Source organism: Marinimicrobium agarilyticum DSM 16975, from assembly GCF_000423345.1.
GTDB classification, from domain to species: Bacteria; Pseudomonadota; Gammaproteobacteria; order Pseudomonadales; family Cellvibrionaceae; genus Marinimicrobium; species Marinimicrobium agarilyticum.
Window position 1 is genome coordinate 113,514 of sequence record NZ_AUHU01000004.1, and the last position, 26,071, is coordinate 139,584.

The 26,071-nt window shown below is 60.9% G+C and carries 22 protein-coding genes and 1 other RNA gene; 15 read left to right on the forward strand and 8 right to left on the reverse strand.

Annotation, left to right across the window (positions count from 1 at the left end; all coding sequences use genetic code 11):
- The first annotated feature begins 10 nt into the window (after positions 1-10).
- Complete coding sequence (locus G547_RS0103525) at positions 11-379, forward strand: ExbD/TolR family protein (protein ID WP_051234863.1); 369 nt, start codon at positions 11-13, stop codon at positions 377-379.
- A gap of 120 nt (positions 380-499) precedes the next feature.
- On the opposite strand, the gene G547_RS0103530 is transcribed toward G547_RS0103525, so the two are convergent.
- From G547_RS0103530 to G547_RS0103560, 7 genes are all read right to left on the reverse strand, one after another.
- Positions 500-1,780 (reverse strand): aspartate aminotransferase type Ic, encoded by a 1,281-nt coding sequence (locus G547_RS0103530; RefSeq protein ID WP_027328648.1) that lies wholly within the window; start codon positions 1,778-1,780, stop codon positions 500-502.
- A gap of 60 nt (positions 1,781-1,840) precedes the next feature.
- Positions 1,841-3,784, reverse strand: a complete 1,944-nt coding sequence (locus G547_RS0103535; RefSeq protein WP_027328649.1) for a M48 family metallopeptidase — start codon at positions 3,782-3,784, stop codon at positions 1,841-1,843.
- Positions 3,785-3,799: 15 nt separating this feature from the next.
- Entirely contained in the window at positions 3,800-4,399 is a 600-nt protein-coding gene (locus tag G547_RS0103540; RefSeq protein WP_027328650.1) for a LemA family protein, read from the reverse strand.
- A gap of 78 nt (positions 4,400-4,477) precedes the next feature.
- Positions 4,478-5,062, reverse strand: a complete 585-nt coding sequence (locus G547_RS0103545; protein WP_051234752.1) for a BON domain-containing protein — start codon at positions 5,060-5,062, stop codon at positions 4,478-4,480.
- A complete protein-coding gene (locus tag G547_RS0103550; RefSeq protein ID WP_027328652.1) occupies positions 5,062-5,649 on the reverse strand; it encodes an SIS domain-containing protein in 588 nt (195 codons plus the stop codon). The genes G547_RS0103545 and G547_RS0103550 overlap by 1 nt, the downstream gene beginning before the upstream one ends.
- 24 nt (positions 5,650-5,673) lie before the next feature.
- A complete protein-coding gene (locus tag G547_RS0103555) occupies positions 5,674-6,057 on the reverse strand; it encodes a YraN family protein (RefSeq protein WP_027328653.1) in 384 nt (127 codons plus the stop codon).
- Entirely contained in the window at positions 6,026-7,960 is a 1,935-nt protein-coding gene (locus G547_RS0103560; RefSeq protein ID WP_027328654.1) for a penicillin-binding protein activator, read from the reverse strand. Before G547_RS0103560 ends, G547_RS0103555 begins: the two co-directional genes overlap by 32 nt.
- Positions 7,961-8,003: 43 nt before the next feature.
- On the opposite strand from G547_RS0103560, the gene rsmI reads away from it, so the two are divergent.
- Entirely contained in the window at positions 8,004-8,855 is an 852-nt protein-coding gene (rsmI, locus tag G547_RS0103565; protein WP_027328655.1) for a 16S rRNA (cytidine(1402)-2'-O)-methyltransferase, read from the forward strand.
- Between the two features lie 327 nt (positions 8,856-9,182).
- Here the strand turns inward: rsmI and G547_RS0103570 are convergent, their stop codons facing one another.
- Complete coding sequence (locus tag G547_RS0103570) at positions 9,183-11,612, reverse strand: TonB-dependent receptor (RefSeq protein ID WP_245573340.1); 2,430 nt, start codon at positions 11,610-11,612, stop codon at positions 9,183-9,185.
- A 197-nt stretch (positions 11,613-11,809) separates the two neighbouring features.
- Between G547_RS0103570 and rnpB the strand changes: the two genes are divergently transcribed.
- The 13 genes from rnpB (at position 11,810) to G547_RS0103630 (ending at position 26,043) form a co-directional block, all read left to right on the forward strand.
- An RNA gene (rnpB, locus tag G547_RS22525) (RNase P RNA component class A) lies at positions 11,810-12,160 on the forward strand.
- Positions 12,161-12,522: 362 nt separating this feature from the next.
- The gene (gene mraZ / locus G547_RS0103575) at positions 12,523-12,963 is read left to right on the forward strand and encodes a division/cell wall cluster transcriptional repressor MraZ (RefSeq protein WP_027328657.1); all 441 of its coding nucleotides are present in this window, start codon (positions 12,523-12,525) and stop codon (positions 12,961-12,963) included.
- Between the two features lie 39 nt (positions 12,964-13,002).
- Positions 13,003-13,932, forward strand: coding sequence for a 16S rRNA (cytosine(1402)-N(4))-methyltransferase RsmH (gene rsmH, locus G547_RS0103580; RefSeq protein ID WP_027328658.1), 930 nt, complete (start codon positions 13,003-13,005; stop codon positions 13,930-13,932).
- 13 nt (positions 13,933-13,945) lie between these two features.
- Positions 13,946-14,257 carry a cell division protein FtsL gene (ftsL, locus tag G547_RS0103585; RefSeq protein ID WP_027328659.1) on the forward strand — a complete coding sequence of 104 codons (312 nt, stop codon included), beginning with the start codon at positions 13,946-13,948 and terminating at the stop codon, positions 14,255-14,257.
- Positions 14,250-15,986 carry a peptidoglycan D,D-transpeptidase FtsI family protein gene (locus G547_RS20005; RefSeq protein WP_036186979.1) on the forward strand — a complete coding sequence of 579 codons (1,737 nt, stop codon included), beginning with the start codon at positions 14,250-14,252 and terminating at the stop codon, positions 15,984-15,986. Before ftsL ends, G547_RS20005 begins: the two co-directional genes overlap by 8 nt.
- Positions 15,983-17,524 carry a UDP-N-acetylmuramoyl-L-alanyl-D-glutamate--2,6-diaminopimelate ligase gene (locus G547_RS0103595; protein ID WP_036186981.1) on the forward strand — a complete coding sequence of 514 codons (1,542 nt, stop codon included), beginning with the start codon at positions 15,983-15,985 and terminating at the stop codon, positions 17,522-17,524. The genes G547_RS20005 and G547_RS0103595 overlap by 4 nt, the downstream gene beginning before the upstream one ends.
- Before the next feature lie 8 nt (positions 17,525-17,532).
- On the forward strand, positions 17,533-18,885 hold the full coding sequence (locus G547_RS0103600) for a UDP-N-acetylmuramoyl-tripeptide--D-alanyl-D-alanine ligase (RefSeq protein ID WP_245573342.1): 1,353 nt from the start codon (positions 17,533-17,535) through the stop codon (positions 18,883-18,885).
- The gene (gene mraY, locus G547_RS0103605; protein ID WP_027328662.1) at positions 18,885-19,967 is read left to right on the forward strand and encodes a phospho-N-acetylmuramoyl-pentapeptide-transferase; all 1,083 of its coding nucleotides are present in this window, start codon (positions 18,885-18,887) and stop codon (positions 19,965-19,967) included. Before G547_RS0103600 ends, mraY begins: the two co-directional genes overlap by 1 nt.
- A gap of 15 nt (positions 19,968-19,982) precedes the next feature.
- The gene (gene murD, locus G547_RS0103610) at positions 19,983-21,326 is read left to right on the forward strand and encodes a UDP-N-acetylmuramoyl-L-alanine--D-glutamate ligase (protein ID WP_211224489.1); all 1,344 of its coding nucleotides are present in this window, start codon (positions 19,983-19,985) and stop codon (positions 21,324-21,326) included.
- The gene (gene ftsW, locus G547_RS20010; protein ID WP_051234756.1) at positions 21,323-22,546 is read left to right on the forward strand and encodes a putative lipid II flippase FtsW; all 1,224 of its coding nucleotides are present in this window, start codon (positions 21,323-21,325) and stop codon (positions 22,544-22,546) included. Before murD ends, ftsW begins: the two co-directional genes overlap by 4 nt.
- On the forward strand, positions 22,546-23,628 hold the full coding sequence (gene murG / locus G547_RS0103620) for an undecaprenyldiphospho-muramoylpentapeptide beta-N-acetylglucosaminyltransferase (RefSeq protein WP_027328664.1): 1,083 nt from the start codon (positions 22,546-22,548) through the stop codon (positions 23,626-23,628). Before ftsW ends, murG begins: the two co-directional genes overlap by 1 nt.
- Before the next feature lie 28 nt (positions 23,629-23,656).
- Positions 23,657-25,045, forward strand: coding sequence for a UDP-N-acetylmuramate--L-alanine ligase (gene murC / locus G547_RS0103625; protein WP_036187172.1), 1,389 nt, complete (start codon positions 23,657-23,659; stop codon positions 25,043-25,045).
- Between the two features lie 68 nt (positions 25,046-25,113).
- Positions 25,114-26,043 (forward strand): D-alanine--D-alanine ligase, encoded by a 930-nt coding sequence (locus G547_RS0103630; protein WP_027328666.1) that lies wholly within the window; start codon positions 25,114-25,116, stop codon positions 26,041-26,043.
- Positions 26,044-26,071 lie beyond the last annotated feature (28 nt).

Here is a 26,071-nt window from a genome sequence, read left to right on the forward strand (position 1 = left end):
TTTGACCCCCATGCTGGACGTCGTGTTCATCATGCTGATTTTCTTCATCGTGACGGCCTCGTTCGTCAAAGAAGTCGGTCTGGACACCAACGTGCCGGAAGAAAACGATCAGCCGCCACCGCCGGATGCCGATCCCAATATCGTGGTGGATATCCGTCAGGATAACCAGGTCTGGATCGAGCAGCGCCGTGTGGACGCCCGCGCTATTCGCTCTAACATTGAGCGTATGCGCGCCGAACTGCCTGAGGCTACCGTGATCATCCGCACCCATGAGCGGGCCGATGCCAAGACTTATGTAGCAGTGGCCGATGCCGCCAGAGCGGCAAACGCGCCGAGCGTGGTTCTGGTACCGCTACCGGAAGCGACCCGCGCCCAATAAGTTCGCTGGGTTCTAGCGCATAAAAAAACCACCGGCTTGCCGGTGGTTTTTTTATGGGTGTCTGTCAGGCCCAGCCAAGCCGCCACAGGGCGGCTCGGCTTGAGACTCTCAAACCACCGGCTACTGGTCGCCGAGTTGGGCGCGAACAGAGGCCAGCTTGACGCAGACAACAAACACTTTCATGGCCCCTTTCACTTCATCGACACTGGGGACCGAAGGCGCAATACGAATATTGCGATCTTCCGGGTCTTCGCCGTAGGGGAAGGTGGCGCCAGCCGGAGTCAGTTTCACACCGGCTTCGGAGGCGAGTCTAACCGTTTCCTTGGCGCAACCGGCGCGGGTGTCGAACGACACGAAGTAGCCGCCCTTGGGCTCCTGCCATTGGCCCAGGTCGGTATCGCCAAAGGCTTTATCAAGCGCGTCGAGCACCGCCGCAAAGCGTGGCTTGAGTAGTTCGGCGTGTTTTTTCATGTGAGCCATCAATGCCGCGCGATCCGGCAGGAAACGGCTGTGACGGATCTGGTTGACCTTGTCCGGGCCGATAGTGCAGGTTCCGAGAAACTCTTTGAAGCCTTTCAGGTTGGCCTGGCTGGCGTTGACAAAGGCCACACCGGAACCGGCAAAGGTAATCTTGGAGGTGGACGCGAACTGAAGTACCGAGTCTTCAGTGCCGAACGTTTCACACGCTTTCATTATGCAGGCCAGCTCCGGTGGGTTGTCCACCAGGTCGTGGACGGCATAGGCGTTGTCCCAGAAGACGCGGAAGTTGGGGCCGGCGATTTTGCCGAGCGCTGCAATACGTTCTACGGTCTCATCGCTGTAGACGACGCCGGTAGGGTTGGAGTACTTGGGAACACACCACATACCTTTGATGCGCGGATCGTCTTTGATCAGCTCTTCCACTTTATCCATGTCCGGACCGGTATCGGTCATGGGTACCGGCACCATGGTGATGCCCAGCTGTTCGCACACGGTGTGGTGGCGGTCGTAGCCGGGTACCGGGCAGAGGAACTTCACATCGCCGTCGTTTTTCCAGGCGCTGTCGGGGCCGGTGAGCCCGAACTGGTGCGCCGTCAGCATCATCTGAAACATGAGCGTGAGGCTGCTGTTACCGCCCACCAGCACCTTGTCGGCACTGACGCCCATCAGGTTGGCGCCCAGTTCTTTGGCCTCGGGCAGGCCGTCCAGTCCGCCGTAGTTGCGGGTATCGGTGCCATCGGCGGCTTTGTAATCGCCCTTGAGGATGCCGTCCAGCGCATCCGACAGATCCAACTGATCCGCTGAGGGTTTTCCACGGGTCAGGTCGAGCTTGAGGTTCTGTTTGACGATGGCTTCGTATTCGTCGGCCAGCTCGGATTCCCACTGGCGCAGTTGTTCCTGTGTCGCTTGATCCAGTTGCAAGGTGTTTACCTCAATGGTTGGTGGGCGAAAACCGCATTATACCGGTTGGTGGGGCAAGATTTAACCGGGTTCGCTCAAGCGCGCCTGAGCGGTCACCGTCCGCAGCGGCGGAGTGGGGCAGTCGAGGGTGTCGGCAAGCGCGCGATAAAGCTCCGCCTCTGTTGGGGTAATAGCGTTGTCGTTCTGCAGGCAGCGGCGCAGAGCCTTGAGCAGAACGGGCTTCTCAAGCGGGAGCAGCTGGCGCAACCGCTCCAGAGCCCGATCCATCTGGGTGAAGGTGAGTCGCTCGCGTTCCGGCCACTGCAGGGGCGCGCCAAGCTCACGGGCACCGGCGGCGAAAGCGGCTTGGGCTTGCGCGTCGCTGCGCGAGCCGCTCAGGGCGGCCAAGGCTAAAATCAGCTCCGATTCTTTTTGGCAGAAGCGCAGTTTCAGGCGTTGCGGTTGGCTCGGTTTGGCGGACAAGTGGGTTTGCACCAGACGATAGACGACCCACTCCCGCAGGTGGATCTGGCCGTCGGCCCGTATCATCCGGTCGAGCGTTTCCAGAAACTCGGTCTTCTGGGGCGCCGATAACTGCCGCAGGCTCGGTAATGCCAGTTCGATTGTGGGTAGGCGTGCCGACTCGGGTAAAGCGGCAGACTCGCGAATCAGTGGTGTGAGTTGCTTGAGTTGTTCCCTCGGTAAACTCTCGTTCAGCGCCTGCCATTGGTCCTTCTGTTGTCCTTGGGGTAAAGCCAGCCCCAGAAGCACAGCGCGGGCACTGAATGGCTCCCGGGCCGACTTTTGCACGCTCTGGGGCAGAGCGGAAAGCAGGGTCCGGGCATGGTCGAGCGCTTCGGAATCGGGCTCTCTGGCCGCCGGCTCGTCGGGTTTGCTTGGGGTTACCGGTTCGCCGGCGGCAGCGAATCCGCTGGCGGCTTCAGTGGCTGCGTTCCGGGGCTCACCCGTGGTGTCCGGGGCGAGCTCCGAGGGGGCGCCGGGCGCCGGAAAAGCGCCGTCCCACTGTGGCATCACCCGACGAACGCGCTCTTCCAGGGGTGGGTGAGTGGCCATCATTCGCGTGAACCGGTGGGCGACCCCCTCTTCGAAATACATATGGCTGAACTCGTTGGCATCGGAAGCGCTCAACCGGGAGCCCGAGGGTAATCCGCCGATTTTCATCAGGGCTCCGCCGATGCCCTGCGGGTTGCGGGTGTATTGCACCGCAGAGGCGTCGGCGAGAAACTCCCTCTGGCGGCTGACGGCAGCCTTGATCCAGTTGCCGAAAAAGGTGCCCATAGCGCCGAGCACGATCAGGCCCAGTCCGATCAGGGCAATATTGCCCTGGTTGCGGCCTCGTCTATGCCCCACTCGATGAGCACCGCCGCGCAAGAGCACATGCCCCAGTAGCCCAATCAGAAGAATGCCGTTCAGCACCGCTACCAACCGAAGGTTAAGGCGCATATCGCCGTGCAGAATGTGGCTGAATTCGTGTGCAATAACGCCCTGCAATTCCTCCCGGTTGAGTTGTTCCATGCAACCGCGGGTGATCCCGATTACGGCATCGTGCGGGCCGTGACCGGCGGCGAAGGCGTTGATGGATTCGTCTGAGAGTTGGTAGACGGGGGGAACAGGCGTGCCCGAGGCGATGGCCATTTCCTCGACAATATTGAGCAGTCGGCGCTGGGCAAAGTCGCCGGTGTTTGCCGGAATCAACTGGCCGCCGAGCGCTTCGGCCACCGCCTGGCCGCCCGATCGCAGCTGAAACCACTTGAACAGGCTCCCGATCAGTACCATGGCGCCGACCAACAGCGCGATCCATGCCACGGTCTGCCAGCCGATCCGGTTCAGGAGTCCGCTCCAGAAGCCCGAGCCAGCTTGAACGGTCTGTGAGTGGATCCCGGCGGTCGTGAGCGCGAACAGCAAGGTGGTGAGCACAATCAGTGACAGCACGGCGAAGGTCATCAAAATGACCAGGCGCCGGGTGTTCCGGCGGGCCAGTTCCTGGTGCTCGAAAAAGTCCATAGGGGGGCGCCGAACTTAGTTGAACGACACTTTGGGCGCTTCCTTGATCGCTTCGGCATCGTCGAACTCGAGCAGGGCCGCGTCTTCGCGGTGGCCGAGTATGCCGGCGAGCGCCACAGGGGGGAAGCTCTGTTTGTAGGTGTTGTAGGTCATGACGGCATCGTTGAATGCCTGCCGGGCGAACGCGATTTTGTTTTCGGTGCTGGTCAGTTCTTCGGTCAGCTGCATCATATTCTGCGAGGCTTTCAGGTCCGGGTAGGCCTCCATCACCATGTTCAGGCGGCCCAGGGCGCCCATCAGCGAGTTCTCGGCTCCGCTCAACTGGGCCATGGCCTGAGGGTCGCCCGGCGCGTTGTGCGCCGCGTTCAGACCGGCCAGGGCCTGGTTGCGTGCCTGGGTGACCGCCTCCAGCGTTTCGCGCTCATGGGTAAGGTAGGCCTTGGCGGTCTCCACCAGGTTGGGGATTAGGTCATAGCGCCGTTTGAGCTGTACTTCGATCTGCGCGAAGGCGTTCTGGAACCGGTTTTTCAGCGCGACCAGGCGGTTGTAGATGCTGATCAGGTAAAACACCAGCGCGCCGATGACAACGAGGATGATGAGGGTAGACAGATCCATAGCGTGAGTCCTTTTGCAGCGAATTGGGGCAGCCAGTTGGAATTATTGGTAATGACCGCGTACGGCGTCGGGACGTGGCTAGTCGATGTACTCGAACACCCTGACGACTCGCTTGACGCCGCCAGTGTGGCGGACAATATCGGTGATTCTATCCGCCTCTGCCCGAGATACCAAGCCCATCAGGTAGACACTGCCATTTTCCGCGATGACTTTGACCCGTCCCCCTTCAACGTCGCCGTTGGCGTAGAGCTTGGTCTTGACCTTGGTGGCCAGCCAGGTGTCGTGGGTACGGGTCATAAACGAGATGGGGGCGTCCACCTCCAGTTCATTGTGGACCTGACGGACGGTGTGAAGGTCATTGACCGTGTTGCCCGCCAGACTGCGCAGCTCGGCGGTGGGGACCTGGCCGACCAGCAGAACCACGGCGTTGAAACTGTAAACTTCCACGGGGGCTTCGGCGAGGCGCTCATTCACCTTGTCGATATTGACCGAGGCAATGGTCTCCAACTGCTCGTCGTCGATGCGCATCCCGAGCGAGCGCTTGCCCGGGTTGAGCTCGATCGGCTCGCTGGTGGTGGCACCCACAATGGTGGTGCAGCCGGAACCGACGAGCAGCCACAGCAATAGTGCGGGAAACAGAGCAAGCAGATGACGACGGGCCATCAGTGAAAACCTCCGAATAGATGCTGATCAATCAAATCGCACAGGCAGAAAATCGTCAAGAGGTGAACCTCGTGTATCCGCACCGGGGCGGACAGGGTCGCTCTCAGTTCGATGTCTCGATGGTCCAGCAAGGAGGCGGCGTCTCCGCCGTCTCCTCCGGTCAGCGCGATCACCCGAATGTCCCGGTCGTGCGCAGCGCTGATCGCCTGTAGCAGGCTGCCGGCATTGCCCGAGCTGGTGACCAGAACGAGCACGTCCCCTTCTTGACCAATGGCCCGCAGGGGCTTGGAGTAAATGTCATTGCCGCCCCCCTCGCTGGCGATGGCGGTCTGGGTGGTCATGTCCGAGCCGAGGTTCAGGGCCGGCAGGCTGGGCCGTTCCTGTTCAAAGCGATGGAGCAGGCAGCTGGTCAGAATCTGGGCCTGGGCGGCGGAAATGCCGTTGCCGCAGGTCAGAATCTTGTGGCCGTTGAGCAGCGCTTCCACCATGACCTCGCTTGCCTGGACGATCTGGGGCGCGAGCGCCTCGCCCGTTTGCATGGTGGCTTCGATGCTCTCGTGAAACAGGGTAATGACCCTTTGCTCCATAGGGGGTTCCGTTCTGGTTAAAAGTTAGAAGGTGGAGAAGGCATTCTGTACCCAACTCACCGCGTCCCGGTCGACGCGCTTTGGGTCAAATGCGACCACGTCGAACCGGCAGGCTACCCGGTCGGTCAAGCCGGTGCGCTGCAGGTAGTGCTGGGCGGCCCGGATCAGTTTCTGTTGCTTGCGGTAGTCCACCGTTTCCGCCGCTGAGGCGAAGCGGGTGTGGCGGCGCAACCGGACCTCGACAAACACCAGGGTATCGGCCTCGCTCATGACCAGGTCGATTTCTCCGGCCTTGCAACGGTAGTTGCGTTGCCGGGTACGTAACCCTCGGGCCTGTAAAAATTGCTCGGCGGCCCGTTCGGCCTGCTCCCCGGTGTCAGTAGGCTTCGGGGGTGGGTTGTAGGTCATTGCGTTGTTCCTCCTGATCCGCGTCGCTGATGGCGCTCGCCATCGGCCGCGCCCGTCCATTCTGAAATTGGGCCCACACCTGTTCGCGCTCAATGCGCCCTCCGGGCAACATTCGCAGCGCTCCGGTGGCGCCGTAGAGCCGAGCCTCCTCGATCTGTTGCAACTGGGGCAAGCGTGGGTAAAGCCGATAGGCATCGACGCCCAGGGCGTGTAGTCGGCTGTAAATGGCGCCTTCCCGGGTGTGCTCATCCAGCACGGCTTTCTCAGGAAACTCGCCGTTGAGTAACCAGGGCAAGGTGTTGAACCGGACACCGTTCAGGTCCCGGTTGCTCTTGGGGTCCGGTTCGCCGGTGTATATATGGCTGGTGGCGAATACCGGCAGGTCCCCGGCGTAGTGGAAGGCCAGTGTCGGGCGGATCTGACGGCCCTGTTCCGGGTCGGCCATCAGGAAAATCATGTCCAGGTCCTGCCGGCGTCTGGGCTCAAATTCCAGGTGAGTGCCCAACAGTCGTGTCAGGGTCTGTCGGCGAGCCTGGCTCTGATCGATCAGCAGGGCCTGTTGGATGATGTTCGAATAGTTTCCCGAGCCCGGGAATTGGCTGTCGATCGAGACTTCCCCGCCCAGATCACGCCACTCTTGGGTAAACGCCTGGGCGCCACGCTCGCTCCAGTTGCGATTGGGCGCCAGGATCATGGCGTTGCGGTGGCCTTCGCGAAAGGCCCGTCTAGCCACTTGGCGAGCCTCGTCCTCGGCGGCGAGCCCGAATTGATACAGGCCTTCGGGCGACTCACGGGTGTCGGTGTCGAGCGGTGCTTCGATGTAGTTGAGGGTGAGCACTGGAATCGGCAGAAGGGGCAGCTTGTGCAGGGCGCTGACGCGCTCCTTGTCCAGTGGGCCGATGACCAGATCGGCCCCTTCCGCCATCGCCTGTTCGTACAGCTCGATGATCTCGGTGGCCTCGCTGGTGTCGTATTGGCGAATTTGGGGCAGTTTGCTCTGGGTCCCCTCTGCCTCGTAGTAAGCGGCGAGAAAGCCGTCTCGCACCGCGTCGGCGGCCCGCGCCAGGTTGCCTTGCTGGGGCAGCAACAGGGCGATCTGACGCGGTTGCTGTTCGATCAGTTTGCGCAGCAGTTGCAGGTCGTTCGGCAGGTTCTGGCTGGCCGGATGGTTGGGCCACTCGCTTTGCCATTGATCAAGCTGGGCCTGTTGCCGCTCCAGGTTGGCCTGATTGTCTTTGCTGATGGAGGCCAGGGTGAGCCAGCCGCGCAAGGTTCGGCTTTCCGCCTCCTCGGCTCTTTGTGCCAATTCATCCTGAGACAGGTTCATCATGGTCTGCCACAGTTGCTCGCGGTTCTGTTCGGCCGCGGGCAGATCAGTCAACAGACTGTCCAGGCGAATACGCTCTTCCACGCTGACGATGGGCGAACCGGTCAGCTCAAACAGGCGGGCGCGCTGCTCGCGCAACGCAATCTCCCGTTCGGGGCTCATCGAAGCCCACTGTCGTTCGAGCCGGGGGTTGGTTAGAATGCGCTGGGCCAAATAGTAGGCCCCTTCGTTCAGGGACACAGCGCCGAGCAGCTCGGCGTGAAGCAGAAAGTCGGTTTCGCCCAGTTGTCGGGTGTTTATGGAGGTCAGCAGGTTGCGAGCCCAGTCAAATTCGTTCTGCTCCACCAGAAGCTCCGCCGCCTGCAGCAGGTAGCCTTCGCGCTCGGGTGATTGGCTGTTGCGCGCCTGGTCCACCAGCGATTTGACGCGCCTCTCGATGGCCTCCTGAGACAGCACTTCCGGCTCGGTGTCGGTCGTGGGTTCGGGTGGCGTAGTGCCGCAGCTTGCCAGAAGGCACACTGTCAGGGCCAGCAGGGTGCTTGCCAAAAGGGTGCTAGAGCGTCCCCGGTAATGCATGAATGTTTCTCCCGTACTGCAACAAAACAATGAGGCACGACCCATGACCCAGAACAGCGCCGATACCGGCTGCTTGTACGTTGTCGCCACGCCCATCGGCAATTTGGGCGATATGGTACCCCGTGCGGTGGAAATTCTACAATCAGTTGCGGTGATTGCGGCGGAAGATACCCGGCACAGTGCGCGACTTCTGTCACACTTCTCTATCGAAACCCCCTGCGTGGCTTACCACGACCACAGCGACGACCGCCGAACGGAGGAGTTGCTGGGCCGGTTGGCCCAGGGAGAGTCAGTGGCGCTGATTTCCGATGCGGGCACACCTCTGGTGTCAGACCCGGGCTATCGCCTGGTACGCGAAGCCCGACTTCGCGCCGTTCCGGTGGTGCCGATCCCGGGCGCCTGCGCCTTGGTGGCCGCTCTCAGCGCTTCGGGCCTGCCTTCAGATCGCTTTTCTTTCGAGGGGTTCCCTCCGCCCAAAGTCAACGCCCGTCGCCTGTGGCTGGAGCGCTTGGCGAAGGAGACCCGCACGTTGATTTTTTATGAGGCACCCCATCGTGTGCTGGCATGTCTGCAGGAAATGGCGGAGGTGTTTGGGCCGGAGCGCGAGGGGGTGTTGGCCCGGGAGCTGACCAAAACCTTCGAGACCATTCGCCTGGCGCCGCTCGCTGAGCTGGCGGAGTTCGTGGCCGGTGATTCGAACCAGCAGCGAGGGGAGATTGTCCTGATGGTGGCCGGTGCACTACAGAAGAGTGCGTCGGGTCTGGATGATGAGAGCGAACGGGTGATGGGGATTTTGCTCAACGAGCTTCCGGTCAAGCAAGCTGCCGCGCTTGCTTCTCAAATCACTGGCGTCAAGAAGAATTCGCTATATCAGTGGGCTTTAGATCAGAAGTAGAGAATGGTGGGTTTTTTCACGTCCGGTGCGATGCGGGATATACCCTTCCAAGACACGCCGTGAATACATCCCTGTAGGCTCGAATCGCGAATCCCGCGCTCCACGGTCTTGGAAGGGTATATCCCGCACCGCCCCTCAGTGCCAACCTTTTGGTTCTTGAGGCCATTAAAGCCAATTCGATGGCAAGAGTCCCGAGGTGGAGTGAACCTCTTCAAGACCGTGGAGCGGGGGACCCGCGATTCGAGCCCCCAGGGATGGGTTTACGGCGTGTCTTGAAGAGGTTCACTCCACCTCGGGACGGAGCTTGGTAAGCGATCAACCCCCGATTTAGAACCGCAGCGTACCCTGCAACGCAATACTCCGGGGCCGCTCATAAAACGCGTAATACCCCGTGCCGGTACCCTGGGTCAGAACCGTCGCCACCGGCAAACCGTTGGCATAGCTGACGATATCCTCATCGGTCAGGTTCTTACCAATCAGCGCCAACTCCCAACGATCATCCCGACCGGAAAGCGCCACGCGAGCATTCACCTTCACATAACTGTCCTGCACCATCCTCGGGTCCAGAGTGGGCGTGGTCAGATACTCATCACTGTAAATCAGATCCAGCGTACTGCTCAGCGTCAGCCCCCGACCCAGCTCAGCGGTGTGATTCGCGCTCAGGTTGCCCTGCAGCTCCGGGGTAAACTCCCGGCTCTTACCGCTGGCATCACACTGAGTCTGCCCCGGCGCCTGGCCGAAATAACACTGGGCAGTCGGGAAGTCGTCGTACTCGAAATCGAGATACGCAAAGCCCCCGCTCAGCAGCAGGCTATCGCTCAACATCCAACGGCCATCGACCTCCAGCCCCTGAATCGTCGCCTCGGCGGCATTGGTCACGTTGAAACTGAAAGCCCCGTCGAACTGACTGGTCTGCAGGTCCTGAAAGTCCGTATGGAAAAGCGCGGCATTCAGCTCCGCCCGTCCACCTGCCAGTACGAACTTGCCCCCCAGCTCGTAGTTTTTGACCTCCTCGTCCTCAAATTCGAATACCCCGACGATCGGTTGCGGGTTGCTCGGGTCGACAGAAGCGTTGACTGCGTTGTTGACCATCGGGTTCGGGTGAGAGTTGGAGCGCACATCAAAACCGCCGGACTTAAAACCGGTGGTATAGCTGGCGTAAATCATATCCGTGCTGTTCAGGTCGTACTGAAACGTCAGCGAGGGGGTAAAGTTGGACTCGGAGCGCGTTTCGCTCAGCGTCTCGTAGGGCTCGATATTAAACAGCCCGTAGAAAACGTTGATGGGGTCACCCGGCGTGCCTACCGGAACCTCGGTATAGCCGCCTGAGCCGTCGGGTGCGGTGTGGTACTGACGCCGACTCGCGGTTTTTTCTTCGTCGGTGTACCGGCCACCGGCGATCACGCGCAGATCCGGAGTCAGCTCCCAGGTGCCCTGAAAGAAGACCGCCGCGATGTCGCTTTCCTGGTCAAAGTTCCGGCGGCTGGCGGTGCCAAAGAAGTTGGTGGCGCCGGCAACGCCACCCTGTTCCAGTGCCGGCAGAAGCACCGAGTCGCTCGGTACGCGGATGGCATCGTCGAAGTCCAGGTCGCTGGTTTGATAGAACAGGCCGCCCAGGTAGCTGAAGGGGCCTGATTGGGGCGACGCAATGCGGAATTCTTGACTCCACTGGCTGTAGTCCTCCATGGACAGAATATTGAACAGCGGCACACCCACAAAGTCGCAATCGCACAGCTCTTCATAGTCATAGGCGGTATAGCCGGTTACCGACGTGAAGCTTAGCTCGCCCAGCTCGGTTTCCACTTCGAGCATGCCGTTCTGGGTGTTGTTGTAGCTGAAATCGCCGTTGGACTGACGTTGGTAATCCTGAGTGGTGTCCAGCTGATAGATGTTCTGTCCGCCGCTGAGGGCACCGGTCACGCCGGCGAGCACGGCGGAGTAGGGCAGTGTCGGCCGGCCGGGCAGATCAATCTGCACAGGATTCACCACTTCCAGGTTGCGCCCCTCCTGGTCAAAGGAGCCGTCTTCGAGCTTGAGCGTGACGTCCCACTGGCTGTTCGGTTGCCACAGGAGCGTCCCGCGAATCACCTGGTCCTCTTCCCGGGTTTCGTCGCGGTTGAGGGTGGTGTTGTGAAAGTGGCCGTCGATACTGCGGTCCAGAACGGCCAGCCGACCGCTCAGTTCGTCGGTCAGAGGGCCGGAGACGACTGCCCGAAGGTCCTGCTCGCCGTGTTCCGGCTCGTAGAGCCCGGAGACTTTTGCTTCGAATTCGTCGGTCGGTCGGGCGGTGGTGATGCTGATGGCCCCGGCGGTGCTGTTCTTGCCGAAAAGAATGCTCTGGGGGCCTCGCAGGACTTCAACGCGTTCGATATCAAGAAAAGGGGCGCGGCTGAGCTGTGCCCGGCCAAAGTGTACGCCGTCCACATACTGGGCCGCTGACTGCTCAAAACCCTGGTTGACGCCGGAACTGATGCCGCGGATGGAAATGGTGGTGCCGATGCCGGTCTGGGTCATGTTGAGGCTGGGAATATAGTCCGCCATGCGCTCAATGCCGGTAATGCCGGTGTCCTCAATTTTCTCCCCCGCCATGGCGTTGACGGAGATGGGCACGTCCATGAGGTTTTCTTCGCGCTTCTGCGACGTCACCACAATTTCCTCAAGCCGGATTTCTTCGACGTCCTGGGTTTGCGCCAGAGTTTGGGAGGAAGCGGCAACGGAGATAGCCAGTGCGAGCGCTGTCAGGTTGTGAGTTTTCACGAGAATGTCTCCTTTTTTATACGGTGCTGTATCCATGGGCGAATCACTCCCGCCGGAGCGCTCGCAGTGGGACGCTAATATCATAGACTAAAATACGCCTGTAAATGGTCACGCCCAAAAAAAGCATGGGGCGGGATGGCTTTATCCCGGTAATGTGAGCTTGCGCACATTTGTATCTGCCGTTACTCTTACGCTTCGGAGTCGGCCCGACAGTCGCTCCGGCGCTTGCGCCGGGGAGGAAAGTCCGGGCTCCATAGGGCAGAGCGCCAGGTAACGCCTGGGGGGCGTGAGCCCACGGAAAGTGCAGCAGAAAGTAAACCGCCTAAGCGGCTCAGCCGCCGGTAAGGGTGAAATGGTGCGGTAAGAGCGCACCGCGCAGCTGGCAACAGTCTGCGGCGATGGTAAACCCCGCTCGGAGCAAGACCAAATAGGAACCCAATGGCGCGGCCCGCGCTGGGTTCGGGTAGGTCGCTCGAGGTGCGCGGCGACGCGCATCCCAGATGAATGACTGTCCTCGACAGAACCCGGCTTACAGGCCGACTCCGACTTATCGCTTTTTAGAGCTCCAGCTTCTATCCAATTCCCTTTTTAGCGCTAAAAAGTTCATGAACTTAATGTATTACATTAAGTTTGTGAGCCAATGTGCTGATGTGTAAGTGAACCCGATCTTCTGGTGCTTTTCCCTCTTCGCTGTTTCCTGTCTATCCCTACAGTTTTCTCGTCAGATCGCGTTTACTTCGCTGCATTTTCCTTCTCTATTGCTTGACTTTGCTTTGCCCGGATTTATAGTGTGCCATTAGTGGTAAAAAGTGGTTATTAGTGGTTTTTTGTGGAAAACCCAGGTATTTGGTGGGCAAGAGTGGCTAAACCGCCCAATGCCCAGCTCCAATACGCAACGGCAAGGTGAATCGTGCTTACAGGCAGTCACTCCATCAATATGGACGCGAAAGGTCGCATGGCGATCCCGACTCGCATACGCGAGTCGCTGGTCGCGTCCTGTGATGGCCGCCTGGTATTGACGGCTCACACCCAGGAGCGCTGCCTGTTGGTGTACCCGGAACCTGACTGGCAGGAAAAACTGCCCACGATTCAGGCCTTGCCCACATTGGACCCGGCGGCCCGGCGGATCCAACGCCTGTGGATCGGTTACGCGACCCCGGTGGAAATGGATGGCAACGGCCGTATTCTGGTGCCGCCAACACTGCGCAGTTTTGCCAGTCTCGACAAGAAACTGATGTTGGTCGGCCTGGGCGACAAAATGGAACTTTGGAATGAAGACAGCTGGCACCAGCTCCTGGAAGAGCCGGTTCAGACCGAGATTTCACCCGAGTTGCAATCGCTGACATTCTAGCCGCCCGGTCACCCCGGGCCCGTAATAACAAGGTAAGCCATGAGCGATTCGCCCCACCAGACGGTCCTGCTGCACGAAGCGGTTGATGCCCTGATCCAGGACGTCGACGGCTTCTATGTGGATGGCACCTTTGGCCGAGGTGGGCACAGCGCCCAGGTGCTGGCTCGTCTGAGCGAGCGCGGGCGTCTGCTCGCGATCGACAAGGATATGGAAGCCGTGGCCGTGGCCAGTGAGCGGTTTGCAGACGACCAACGGTTCGAGATGGCCCAGGGGTCGTTCTCGGCTCTGCAAACTCTGGTTGCCGAGCGCGGGCTGACCGGCAAGGTCAGCGGGCTGTTGTTGGATTTGGGCGTGTCATCGCCCCAGTTGGATGAAGCAGAGCGTGGCTTCAGCTTCCTGCAGGACGGCCCGCTGGATATGCGAATGGATCGAACCCGCGGGGAAAGCGCCGCCGATTGGGTGGCGCGCGCCTCGGAAGGTGAAATCGCCCGAGTCCTCAAAGAGTACGGCGAAGAGCGGTTTGGCAAACGTATGGCCCGGGCACTGGTCAACGCCCGGTCAGAGAAACCGATCACGCGCACCAGCGAGTTGGCGGAAATCGTGAAAGCCGCCAATCCCGCCTGGGAAAAGGGTAAGCATCCGGCGACCCGCGCCTTTCAGGGCATCCGCATTCACATCAACAATGAATTGGCGGACCTCGAAGCCATACTGGCGCAGTCCCTGTCGGTGCTGGCACCCGGAGGGCGTTTGGTGGTCATCAGTTTCCACTCGCTGGAAGACCGGCTGGTGAAACGGTTCATCCGTCGCCAGGAGAAGGGCCAGCCGCTGCCGGCCGGCCTGCCAGTCAGGGACGAACAGTTGGAGCGGACCATGCGCAGCCTGGGCAAAGCGGTTCGGGCGAGCGATGTGGAAGTGGGCGGTAATGTTCGGTCCCGCAGCGCCATTATGCGCGTCGCGGAAAAATTGTAAGGAGCGAGCGTCAATGAGTTCTCCCGCTAACAGCACCAGTGCACACAGCGACCGCCGGGGTTTGATCCTGGCGGTGGCGCTCGCCTGGGTGTTGGTGGTGGTCTCGGCGCTCGCCGTGGTTGCCTCCACGCATCAGACCCGGGAGCGGGTCAGCCGGTTGGAAACACTCCGCCGGGAGGCCTCGGAGCTTCAGGTGGTGTGGGGGCAGTACATGCTTGAGCAAAGTACCTGGGCCGCCTACGGCCGGGTGGAACGGTTGGCGCGTGAAGAGTTGAACATGCACTTGCCGGAGGATGACGACATAGTGATGGTGGTTCATGAGTAAGGGGCAGACCCTGACAATCGCCCGCTGGCGCGTCTGGCTGGTGGCCTTGGCGGTACTCGTGCTCGGATGCGCGCTGCTCGCTCGCCTGGCGTCTCTGCAGGTGGTGCCGGACATGGCCCAGGGCTATCAATTCCTGCAGGGGCAGGGCCAGGCCCGCACCCTGCGCACCGAACCCATCAGCGCCTACCGGGGTGTCATTACTGACCGCAATGGCGAGCCTCTGGCGGTCAGTACCCCCGTGGAAACGCTCTGGGCGGATCCCTCCATTTTGTTGCGCGTGCCTGAGCGCTGGAATGAACTGGCTCGCGGTTTGGGTATATCCGAATCGGAGCTGGAGGCGCGGCTATCGCGGTACAGCGGCAAGGAGTTCATGTACCTGGAGCGGCACTTGCCCCCTCAGGCGGCGGAAGAAGTGTTGAAGCTGGATGTCCCCGGGGTTTACAGCCAGCGGGAATTCCGCCGCTATTACCCCGCGGGCGAGGTGACCGCTCATCTTGTGGGCTTCACCGACATTGACGACCGGGGTCAGGAAGGTATGGAGCTGGCCTATGATGCCTGGCTATCCGGTGAAAGTGGTGCCAAAGAGGTGCTAAAAGATTTACGTGGGCGCACGGTCAAAGAACTGCAGTTGACCAAATCCGCCCGTCCGGGTCGCAACCTGACGCTCAGTATCGATCTGCGTCTGCAGTACCTGGCCCATCGGGAGCTCAAAGCCGCCGTCCAGCGCTATGGGGCAAAGGGCGGCTCGATGGTCATTATGGATGTGCGCACCGGCGAAGTCTTGGCCATGACCAATCAGCCCGCGTATAACCCGAACGACCGTTCGCGCATGGAGCCTGGTGCCATGCGCAACCGAGCCCTTACCGATTTGTTCGAACCCGGCTCGCCCATGAAGCCTCTCACGGTGATGGCGGCGCTGGAAACCGGTCGTTTCTCGGCGCAAACGCGTTTTGACACCAGTCCCGGTTACATCCAGGTTGGCACCAAGACCCTGTTGGACCCGGTGAACTACGGGGTGTTGGATGTGACCGGTATCATCACCAAATCCAGCCAGGTGGGGATGACCAAGCTGGCGCTGCAGATGGACCCCCAAACAGTACGAGATATGTATTACCACCTTGGCCTCGGTCAGAGCGTCGGAACCGGTTTTCCCGGTGAAGCGGTCGGCAGCCTGCCCAATCACCGGAGATGGAGCCCGATTCAGAGAGCGACTTATGCGTTTGGTTACGGACTGAATCTTACCGCCACGCAGTTGGTGAACGCCTACAGCGTGATTGCCAGTGGCGGCATCAAGCGCACCCCCTCTCTGCTTCGAGTGGACGAGGTGCCCGCTGGTGAGCGCGTGGTGGCCGAACCGCTGGCACGTAAGATGGTGGATATTCTCTCGCACGTGGTGACTCAGGAAGGGACCGGTACCCTGGCCCAGATCCCTGCCTATCCGGTCGCCGGAAAAACCGGCACGGTCCACAAGGTTGGTGTCGGCGGTTACGTGGATAACCGCTATATGTCTTCATTTGTGGGAATGGCGCCTACGAATAACCCCCGTCTGGTGGCGGCGGTCATTATCGACGAGCCTTCGGACCAGCGTTACTTCGGCGGGCAGGTGGCCGCACCAGTGTTCTCCAAAGTCATTGAAGGGGCGTTGCGCCTGCTTCAGGTACCGCCTACCGCTACAACCAATGGTGTATTGGTCAAAGGTGAGCCCAAGAAAGAGGAGCCCTGGTCATGACTCTGACGGCCTCTCTCAATCTTGCCGACCTGCTGCCGGAAGAGTCTCTGGATCGCCAGCGTCAGCCGGAGATCACCGGCCTGACGCTGGACAGCCGACAAGTGGGGCAGGGCTCGGCCTTCGTGGCCCTGAAGGGCGCTCAAAACGACGGGCGTGACTTTATCGGACAGGCCGTTGATCAGGGTGCCGTGGCGATTCTTGTGGATGCCGAAGCGCCGGCCACCTCGGTGACGGTCCCCGTGGTTGCGGTGCACGGACTGGCGCACAAACTCAGCGAACTCGGGGATCGGTTTTACCACCGCCCCAGTACTGAACTGACAGTCTTTGGCATCACGGGCACCAATGGCAAAACCACCTGCGCGCTGCTGATGGCCCAGTTGCTCGCCCGGCTGCAGGGGTGCTCCGGGGTCCTGGGCACACTCGGCTACGGCTGCCTGAATGACACGGTGGATGTGAAGACACAACTGGCGGCCCTGACTCACACGGGATTGACCACACCCGACGCCTTGAGTGTGCAGCGGGTCATTCGGGAGTTGAAAGACGCGGGTGCCGAAGCGCTGGCCATGGAAGTCTCCTCCCACAGCCTGGTTCAGGGGCGGGTGGCCGCCGTCACCATGCGCGCGGCGTTGTTTACCAACCTTACCCATGACCACCTGGACTATCACGGTGACCTGACCCAGTACGGAGCGGCCAAGGCCCGATTGTTGCTCCAGCCGGGGCTGTCGGTAGCGGTGCTCAATCGCGATGATCCCTGGGCCTTCGGTCTGCTCGGACAATGCCCTCCGGGAGTTCGCGCCATCACTTACTCGCTGGACGACGCTCAGGCGGATGTTTATGTGACCGATCGAGTAGATCAGCGCGCGGGCATGAGCGCGCTGATCGTCACGCCCTGGGGTCGGGGCGAACTGCATACCCCGTTGCTGGGGGATTTCAATTTGAGCAATTTGTTGGGGGTAGTGTCTCTGTTATGTGCCTCGGGGCAATCGCTCGAGTCGGTATTGGCCGCAGTGCCCGACTTGATTCCTGCGCCGGGTCGCATGGAGCCGGTCGTGATCGATCCGGCTCTTCAGGACCTGCAAGTGGTGGTGGATTATGCCCACACGCCGGATGCCCTTGAGAACACCCTCAAGGCACTCTGCCATCACAACACCGGACGCCTTTGGTGCGTGTTCGGTTGCGGTGGCGATCGCGACCGTGGCAAGCGCCCCCTGATGGGCCGCCTTGCTGAGCGCTATAGCGACTACGTGGTAGTGACCAATGACAACCCGCGCTCGGAAGACCCCGCGCAGATTGCTGCCGACATTTTGAAAGGCATGGACAACGACCGCCAGTGCCTGGTGATCGCCGATCGGGCACAGGCCATTGACCTGGCCATTCAACAGGCACGCGCCGGCGACACGGTTCTGGTTGCCGGCAAGGGCCACGAGGATTATCAGTTGTTCGCGAACCAGACCATTGATTTCAGCGACCGGGACCAGGTCAGACATTCCCTGGCCCGGCGTTTGGCCAAGCAGCAGGACGGGGAGGGCAGCGCATGATCGGTTCTATGACCCTGTCAGAATTGGCGCGTCGCTTCGGCGGTGAGCTTGTGCACGGCGATGCCGAGTTTTCCCGGCTGAGTACCGATACCCGCACACTGCAAAAGGGCGATCTCTTTCTGGCGCTGCGAGGCGAACGCTTCGACGGTCATGACTTTCTGGAAACGGCGGCTCACCGTGAGGTGGCCGGTCTGGTCGTGGAAACCGCTCCAGACCCGTTGACCCTGCCCCAGTGGCGTGTGCCGGATACGCTCACCGCACTCGGTCAGATTGCTGCGGCCAACCGTGATCGTTTCACCGGCCCCCTGGTGGCAATCACCGGTAGCAGTGGCAAGACCACGGTCAAGACCATGCTCGCCGGCATTCTGGTGCGAGCCGGTGGCGTGCTCGCGACCCGGGGCAACCTGAACAATCACATCGGCGTGCCCCTGACCCTGCTGGAGCTGGAAGCACGGCACGAGTATGCCGTGATTGAAATGGGCGCGAGTGGCCCCGGAGAAATCGCCTCCTACTGCCGTTGGGCTCGCCCGGATGTGGCTCTGGTCAACAACGTGATGCCGGCGCATATCGAGGGGTTCGGCTCGGTGGAGGGCGTTGCCCGGGCCAAAGGGGAAATCTACCAGGCGCTCGGTAAAAACGGCATCGCGGTGATCAACCGCGATGACGCCTTTTCCAATCAGTGGCTGGACGGCTTAGACGGGCAGCGGGTCATTGACTTTTCACTGCATCAAACGCACGTCCAGTGCCACGCCCGCGATATCGAGCATCGGCCCGAGGGGGTCAATTTCATCTTGGTGGTCGGCGCGGATACCGCTCGTGTCGCCCTTTCCGCGCCGGGCGAGCACAGCGTTCGCAACGCTCTGGCGGCGGCGGCCTGTGCCTTTGCGCTGGGGCTGTCGGCTCAGGCCATTGCCCGGGGATTGGAGAGTTTTGAACCCGTGGCGGGGCGTATGTCGGCTCGTCGCGGCTGGGCCGGCGCGCTGATTATCGACGACAGCTACAACGCCAACCCAGGTTCGGTCAAAGCCGCCATCGAAGTGCTGGCTGCCCACGAAGGCCGGCGCATTCTGGTCTTGGGCGACATGGGTGAGCTGGGAGAACACAGCGCCGAGCTCCACCGGGAACTGGGCGAGCGAGCTCGCAACCGCGGTTTGGACCGGGTGGTGACTCTGGGCCCGTTGAGTGCCAATACCGCCGCCGCCTTTGGCGAGGGTGGTTCCAATTACCAGACCCACGAAGCAGTGATCGAAGCGCTCAAGGGCGAATTGGATGGGGATGCCCGAGTGTTAATTAAAGGTTCTCGCAGCGCCGGCATGGACCGGGTTGTGCGCGGCTTGAGCGAAACCGGAGACCAAGACTGATGCTACTGTGGCTCGCCGAATACCTAGAACAATACCTGAGCGGCATGTCCGTCTTTCAGTACCTCACGCTGCGCGCGATTCTGGGAGTGCTCACCGCGTTGGTGCTCTCGCTGCTGCTCGGCCCCTGGATGATCCGCCGGCTGAACTACCTGCAGATCGGCCAGGCCGTGCGGGACGACGGCCCGCAAAGCCATTTGAGCAAATCGGGCACGCCCACCATGGGTGGCACCCTGATTTTGGCCGCGATTTTTATCAGCACCTTATTGTGGACGGACCTGAGCAATCGTTACGTCTGGGTGGTGTTAGTGGTCACCGGCATTTTCGGTGCTGTGGGTTGGGTCGATGACTATCGCAAAGTCGTGCAATCCAACTCTCGTGGTTTGCCTGCGCGCTGGAAATATTTTTGGCAATCCGTGGCCGGACTGGGGGCAGCGGTTTTTCTGTACTACAGCGCCGTGACCCCAGCGGAAACCCAACTGTTTGTGCCCTTTTTCAAAAACGTCGCTCTGGATCTGGGCCTGTTTTATCTGGTGATCACCTATTTTGTGATTGTGGGCTCAAGCAACGCGGTCAATCTGACCGACGGCCTCGACGGTCTGGCGATCATGCCATCGGTCATGGTCGGTGCCGCGCTGGGCGTGATCGCCTACCTGTCGGGCCATGTGGAGTTCGCCAGCTACCTGCATATCGCCCATATACCCGGTGCCGGGGAACTGGTGATTTTCTGCGGTGCGCTCGCCGGTGCCGGTCTCGGGTTTCTGTGGTTTAACACCTACCCGGCCCAGGTATTTATGGGAGATGTGGGCGCGTTGGCTCTGGGTGCGGCACTCGGCGTGATTGCCGTTATCGTCCGTCATGAGATTGTGTTGTTCATCATGGGTGGCATCTTTGTGATGGAAACCGTCTCGGTGATTCTGCAGGTGGCGTCGTTCAAGTTGACCGGGCGCCGGATCTTCCGGATGGCACCACTGCATCATCACTATGAATTGAAAGGCTGGCCGGAACCTCGGGTCATCGTCCGGTTCTGGATCATTACCGTCATGCTCGTTTCCTTCGGGCTGGCGACATTGAAATTGCGTTAAGGAGTATTCGACATCGTGCCTCAGCTGATTGCTAGCAGTTGCCAGACCGCCATCGTGGGCGCCGGAGTATCCGGCGTCTCCGTCGCGCGTTTTCTGGTGCGCCAAGGCAAAGCGTTTACGTTGCACGATACTCGCGCGGACCATCCGAAGCGGGCAGACATCGAGCGCGAGTTCGGCGCCTCCCGTGTGCACTTCGGCCCGCTTGATGCGCTCGCGCTTGGAAAAATGGAAGAGGTGGTTGTCAGCCCGGGGTTGGCCTTGAGCATACCGGAGTTGCAACAGGCCCGTAACGCCGGTGCCCGCCTGGTGGGCGACATCGAATTGTTCACCCGCTACGCGAAAGCCCCTTTCGTGGCGATCACCGGCTCGAACGCCAAAAGTACCGTCACCACTCTGGTGGGACAGATGGCCGAAGAGGCCGGATTGAACGTGGCCGTGGGCGGCAATCTGGGTACCCCGGCACTGGATCTGCTCGACGATAACGTCGAGCTGTATGTGCTTGAGCTGTCCAGTTTCCAATTGGAAACGGTCAGCAAACTCGGCGCCAAAGTGGCGACGGTGTTGAACCTCAGTGCCGATCACATGGACCGCTACCCCGACATGCCGGCTTACCATCAGGCGAAGCTGCGGGTGTATTTCGGGGCCGAACAAGTGGTGTACAACAGCCAGAGCGTACTGACCCAACCGCCGATGAGCGTGAACGCCGTGCCGTTGACCTTTGGCGGGCGCCCCGAGTTTCACCGTTTCGGGGTAGCGGAACACGAGGGCGAAGACTGGCTCTACTGGCAGCTGCAGCCGCTGATGCCCGCCTCTGAAATGAAAATCAAGGGCCGTCACAACATCGACAACGCCCTGGCTGCTCTGGCCTTGGGCCGGGCCGTCGGCCTGTCGACCGAGAGCATGCTCGATACCCTGCGCCGGTTCAGCGGATTGCCGCACCGTTGCGAGTGGGTGGCGGAGAAAAACGGCGTCGTGTTTTACAACGACTCAAAAGGCACCAATGTGGGGGCCGCCATCGCCGCGATTGAAGGGCTGAAGCCGGCGGCCGGCCGGGTGGTGTTGATCGCCGGGGGTGACCCCAAAGGCGCCACCTTCAATGATATGCGTAAGTCGGTCGAGCGCTGTGTGCGCTCGCTGGTGTTGATTGGCACAGCGGCCGACGCCATGGCGGAAACCCTCGGGGACCTGGCCGAGGTGAAACGCGCCTCCGACATGAAAGAGGCAGTGCATCAGGCCCGAGAGGCGGCAGAGCCCGGTGATGTGGTGCTACTGTCCCCCGCCTGCGCCAGTTTCGATATGTTCGAAAACTATCAGGATCGTGGCAACCAGTTCCGTCGGGCTGTGGAGGGGGTGGCATGATCGCGTGGTTGAAGCAGCGCTGGGATGAATCGGTAGGTGTCTTTCGCGGCGGCGTTGATCCGGTGCTTGTCATGTTGTGGCTTGCGCTCCTGAGTATCGGGCTGATCATGATTTCGTCCGCCTCCATCGCTTTTGCGGCGGAAGAGTACGGTGACCCCTGGTTCTTCGCCAAGCGGCACAGCGTCTATCTGGTGCTTGGAGTGGCGCTGGCCGCCTTGGTCGTGGCCGTACCGGTGCGCCTGGCCCAGCAGCACGCCGGTTGGTTGATGCTGGCCACGCTGGTTTTACTGTGCGCGGTGTTGATTCCGGGCATCGGCCGGGAAGTGAACGGCGCGCGTCGTTGGCTCGATCTGGGCGTGATTTCCGTACAGATCTCCGAAGTGGCGAAGCTGGCCGCCATTCTGTTTTTTGCAAGCTTTTTCGCCCGTCGCCATCAGGAGCTCTATACCGGCTGGCAGGGGTTTGTGAAGCCGGTGATGGTGCTCGGCCTGATGTGTCTGTTGTTGTTACTTCAGCCGGACTTTGGCAGCGCGGTGGTGCTGGCCAGCGTTGTCCTGGCCATGATGTTTATTGCTGGCGTCAAACTCTGGCATTTCGGTTTGCTGGCTATGTTGGCCTTGGCGGCGCTGGCAGCGCTGGCGGTGTTCGAGCCTTACCGCATGAGCCGCTTGGTCACCTTTCTGGACCCCTGGGCCACCCAGTTCGGTTCGGGCTATCAATTGACCCAGTCATTGATTGCCTTTGGCCGGGGCGAGTGGTTCGGCCTGGGCTTGGGCAATAGCCTGCAGAAATTGTTTTATCTGCCGGAAGCGCACACGGACTTTATTGCGGCGATCACCGCCGAGGAATTTGGTCTGGTCGGTCTGGTGGCGCTGCTGTCGGTGTATGGCGCGCTGATCGTAAAAATATTCCGTATTGCCCGGGCCAGTCTGACCGCGAATCGGTTGTTTGCCGCGTTTGCCACCTACGGCATTGCGATTCTGTTGACGTTCCAGGTATTCATCAATATTGGTGTGGCGGCCGGGTTGCTGCCCACCAAAGGGCTGACACTGCCTTTTGTCAGCTACGGCGGCAGCAGTCTGTTGGTGGGCTGTGCGCTGGTGGCGTTTGTGATCCGCGTGGATTGGGAACAGCGCCAGGCGGCGCCAGTGGCTTCCTCTCGCACCCGGCGTCGGGTCAAACCCGTCTCCGTGCGTGCCCAGTGGAAGGAGGCGGCGTGATGGCGGAACGTCAACGCAAGGCATTGATCATGGCTGGTGGCACTGGTGGCCACGTGTTCCCTGCACTGGCCGTGGCCCGAGAGCTGCAGGCCCGGGGCCTGGCGCTGGCCTGGCTGGGTACGGCGAAGGGAATTGAAGCGAGACTGGTGCCAGCGGCGGATATTCCCCTGCATTTTCTGTCCGTGCAGGGCGTGCGCGGGCGCGGTGCAACCGGCCTTTTGAAAGCGCCGTTTTTGGTGTTGCTGGCGGTGATTCAGGCATTGAATGTGGTGCGGCGTTTCAAACCGGATGTGGTGGTCGGGTTCGGTGGCTTTGCCTCCGGTCCCGGTGGGATCGCTGCCCGGTTGACCGGGCGGCCATTGGTCATTCACGAACAGAACGCGATTCCCGGAACCACCAATCGCTATCTGGCGTCACTGGCGTCGTGCGTTCTGACGGCCTTTCCCACCGGGCTGAAAAACGCCGTTGAAGTGGGGAATCCGGTGCGACGCGAAGTGGCGACGTTGCCTGAGCCTTCAGCGCGATTCAGCGCCCGAGACGGTCAGCCGTTGCGGTTGTTGGTGCTGGGTGGAAGTCTGGGGGCGCGGGCAATCAATGAACAGGTGCCCGAAGCGCTTTCTCGCCTCGAGGCAAATGAGCGCCCGGACGTCTGGCACCAGTGCGGAGCCGCTCACTCGGAGGCGACGACAGAGCATTACCGGCTATCTGGTGTCGACGCCAGGGTCGAACCGTTTATTGAGGATATGGCGGCGGCCTACGCCTGGGCGGATTGGGTCATCTGCCGGGCCGGGGCGTTGACCGTCTCGGAACTGATGTCCGTGGGACTGGCGGCTTTGATGATTCCCTATCCTCACGCGATTGATGATCACCAGACGCACAATGCGGCGGTTCTTGTGGATGCAGGAGCGGCGCTGGCAGTGTCCCAGCGCGACCTGGATGCGGAGAAGTTGGCGGCGTTGGTACGGGAAGAGTTTTCGGATCGCCCGCGTTTGCAGTCGATGGCGGAAAAGGGTCGTCGTCTCGCCCGGCCCGAGGCCGCCGGGGTGGTTGCCGAACATTGTATAGAGGTATCACGTGGATAAGACCATCCAGTATTACGAAGTCCCGGAGATGCGCCGCATCCGTCGCATCCACTTTATCGGCATCGGCGGTGCCGGTATGAGTGGTATCGCCGAGGTGCTGCTCAACCAGGGCTACGACATTACCGGTTCCGACCTGAAAGAGTCCGCCAGTACGCGTCGTCTCGAGGTGATGGGTGCGACGGTTTTTATCGGCCATCGGCCCGAGAACGTGGCGGACGCCCACGTGGTGGTGAACTCCAGCGCGGTGAAGGCGGACAACCCGGAAATGATCAGTGCGCGGGAACGGCGTATCCCCATTGTGCGGCGTGCCGAGATGTTGGGTGAGCTGATGCGCTACCGCCACGGCGTGGCCGTTGCGGGCACGCACGGTAAAACCACAACCACCAGCCTGATGGCCTCGGTGCTGGCGGCCGGTGGGCGTCACCCGACCTTCATTATCGGTGGACTGGTCAACAGTGCCGGCAGCAACGCTCAACTGGGAGCGAGCCGCTACCTGGTGGCGGAGGCGGACGAGAGCGATGCCTCGTTTTTGCATCTGCAGCCGATGGTGGCCGTGGTCACCAATATTGACGCCGATCATATGGATACGTATGGCGGGGACTTTAACCAGCTGAAGAAAACATTTATCGAGTTTATTCACAACTTGCCATTTTACGGGCTGGCGGTGCTGTGCGGGGACGACCCGGTGATCATGGACATTATTCCCCGGCTCTCTCGTCCGACGCTGACCTACGGCTTTGGCGAGCACTGTGATTTTCGCGCGATTAACGTCAGCAAGGATAAAATGCAGACCCGCTTCGAAGTGCTTCGACCTGATCGCGAGGAGCCCTTGTCGATCGAGCTCAATATTCCCGGTCTGCACAATGTGCTCAACGCGACTTCCGTGGTGGCCGTTGCGACCGATGAAGGGCTGAGTGACCAGGCGATTCAGGACGGCCTGAAACATTTTGCCGGTGTGGGTCGTCGCTTTCAGGTCTACGGCCACTATCAGATCGCCGAGGGCGAGGCGATGCTGGTGGATGACTACGGTCACCACCCGAGAGAAGTGGCCGCCACCATTGCCGCCATTCGCGATGGTTGGCCCGAGCGCCGGTTGGTGATGGTGTACCAGCCGCACCGTTATACCCGAACGCGCGACCTGTATGAAGATTTTGTGGAAGTGCTCTCGAGCGTGGATGTGCTGGTGCTGCTCGAAGTCTACAGCGCCGGCGAGGATCCCATTCCCGGTGCCGACGGTCGGCATCTGAGCCGAAGCCTGCGGGTACGCGGCGCGGTGGAACCCATTTTTGTGGAATCGGTGGACGATGTCCCCGACGTGGTCCGGGACATCGTCAAACCCGGCGATATCGTGATTACCCAGGGCGCCGGTAACGTGGGTGCGCTCGCGGGCGAACTGGCGCGGCGCAAGCTCCGTTAACGCGGCGCACGTTCTGCGAATGGCCAATGAAAGGTAAAGCAACAGTGAGTCAGGAAAAACGTAAAACCATGAATGCCAATACCGCCCGTGCGCTGGGGCGGGTTGGCGTTCTGTATGGCGGTACCTCAGCCGAGCGTCCGATCTCGCTGCAGACCGGCGAGGCGGTGCTGAAAGCGTTCAAAGAGGCCGGTGTTGACGCCGTGGGGTTAGACATTGGCAAAAACGCCATTGCGCAGCTTCAGGCAACGCAAATGGATGTGGCGTTTGTCGCGTTGCACGGTCCCGGGGGGGAGGACGGTCGAATCCAGGCGTTGCTGGAATTCATGGGCATTCCCTACACCGGCAGTGATGTCACCGCCTCTGCCCTGGCGATGGATAAGTTGCGCAGCAAACAGCTGTGGGTGGGTATCGGCCTGTCCACACCGGAGTTCGCCGTGCTGAACGCCGGCAGTGACTGGCACCAGATCATTAAAAACCTCGGAGGCGATGCCATCGTCAAACCGGCGCACGAAGGGTCCAGTATTGGCATGGCGCGGGTTCAGAGCGGCGATGAATTGGCGCAGGCCTATGCCGACGCCGCGCGCTATGACGGCAGCGTTCTGGTAGAGCGACTGGTGAAAGGCGCGGAGTACACGGTCGCGATTCTGGATGGCGAGGCGCTGCCCCCGATCAAGTTGGAAACCGACCACCGGTTCTACGACTACGACGCCAAATACCTGGCGGAGGACACTCGCTACCTGTGTCCCTGTGGTCTGGAGCCCGAGCGCGAAGAGGCGCTCAAGGCGTTGGCCCTGCAGTCGTTTGAAAGCCTCGGCTGTCGCGGCTGGGGTCGGGTGGATGTGATGGCAGATCAGCACGGCCACTTTTATCTGCTGGAAGTGAACACGGTCCCGGGAATGACCAGCCACAGCCTGGTGCCCATGGCAGCGAAAGCGGCGGGCATGACATTCCCCGAGCTGGTGCTGCGAATCGCGCGAGCCTGTCAGACGGAGTCATGAAGTCGGGTCCGGTCAAGCGGATTCCGGG

Excerpts from the sequence above, each read along its gene's own strand:
- murG (WP_027328664.1), top strand. The coding sequence starts at position 22,546 with ATGGCGGAACGTCAACGCAAGGCATTGATCATGGCTGGTGGCACTGGT.
- G547_RS0103560 (WP_027328654.1), bottom strand. The coding sequence starts at position 7,960 with ATGCATTACCGGGGACGCTCTAGCACCCTTTTGGCAAGCACCCTGCTG.
- rsmH (WP_027328658.1), top strand. The coding sequence starts at position 13,003 with ATGAGCGATTCGCCCCACCAGACGGTCCTGCTGCACGAAGCGGTTGAT.
- G547_RS0103550 (WP_027328652.1), bottom strand. The coding sequence starts at position 5,649 with ATGGAGCAAAGGGTCATTACCCTGTTTCACGAGAGCATCGAAGCCACC.
- G547_RS0103535 (WP_027328649.1), bottom strand. The coding sequence starts at position 3,784 with ATGGACTTTTTCGAGCACCAGGAACTGGCCCGCCGGAACACCCGGCGC.
- G547_RS0103600 (WP_245573342.1), top strand. The coding sequence starts at position 17,533 with ATGACCCTGTCAGAATTGGCGCGTCGCTTCGGCGGTGAGCTTGTGCAC.
- G547_RS0103595 (WP_036186981.1), top strand. The coding sequence starts at position 15,983 with ATGACTCTGACGGCCTCTCTCAATCTTGCCGACCTGCTGCCGGAAGAG.
- G547_RS0103545 (WP_051234752.1), bottom strand. The coding sequence starts at position 5,062 with ATGGCCCGTCGTCATCTGCTTGCTCTGTTTCCCGCACTATTGCTGTGG.
- G547_RS0103525 (WP_051234863.1), top strand. The coding sequence starts at position 11 with ATGCTGGACGTCGTGTTCATCATGCTGATTTTCTTCATCGTGACGGCC.
- ftsL (WP_027328659.1), top strand. The coding sequence starts at position 13,946 with ATGAGTTCTCCCGCTAACAGCACCAGTGCACACAGCGACCGCCGGGGT.
- G547_RS0103555 (WP_027328653.1), bottom strand. The coding sequence starts at position 6,057 with ATGACCTACAACCCACCCCCGAAGCCTACTGACACCGGGGAGCAGGCC.
- ftsW (WP_051234756.1), top strand. The coding sequence starts at position 21,323 with ATGATCGCGTGGTTGAAGCAGCGCTGGGATGAATCGGTAGGTGTCTTT.
- rsmI (WP_027328655.1), top strand. The coding sequence starts at position 8,004 with ATGACCCAGAACAGCGCCGATACCGGCTGCTTGTACGTTGTCGCCACG.
- G547_RS20005 (WP_036186979.1), top strand. The coding sequence starts at position 14,250 with ATGAGTAAGGGGCAGACCCTGACAATCGCCCGCTGGCGCGTCTGGCTG.
- murC (WP_036187172.1), top strand. The coding sequence starts at position 23,657 with ATGCGCCGCATCCGTCGCATCCACTTTATCGGCATCGGCGGTGCCGGT.
- G547_RS0103630 (WP_027328666.1), top strand. The coding sequence starts at position 25,114 with ATGAATGCCAATACCGCCCGTGCGCTGGGGCGGGTTGGCGTTCTGTAT.
- mraY (WP_027328662.1), top strand. The coding sequence starts at position 18,885 with ATGCTACTGTGGCTCGCCGAATACCTAGAACAATACCTGAGCGGCATG.
- G547_RS0103540 (WP_027328650.1), bottom strand. The coding sequence starts at position 4,399 with ATGGATCTGTCTACCCTCATCATCCTCGTTGTCATCGGCGCGCTGGTG.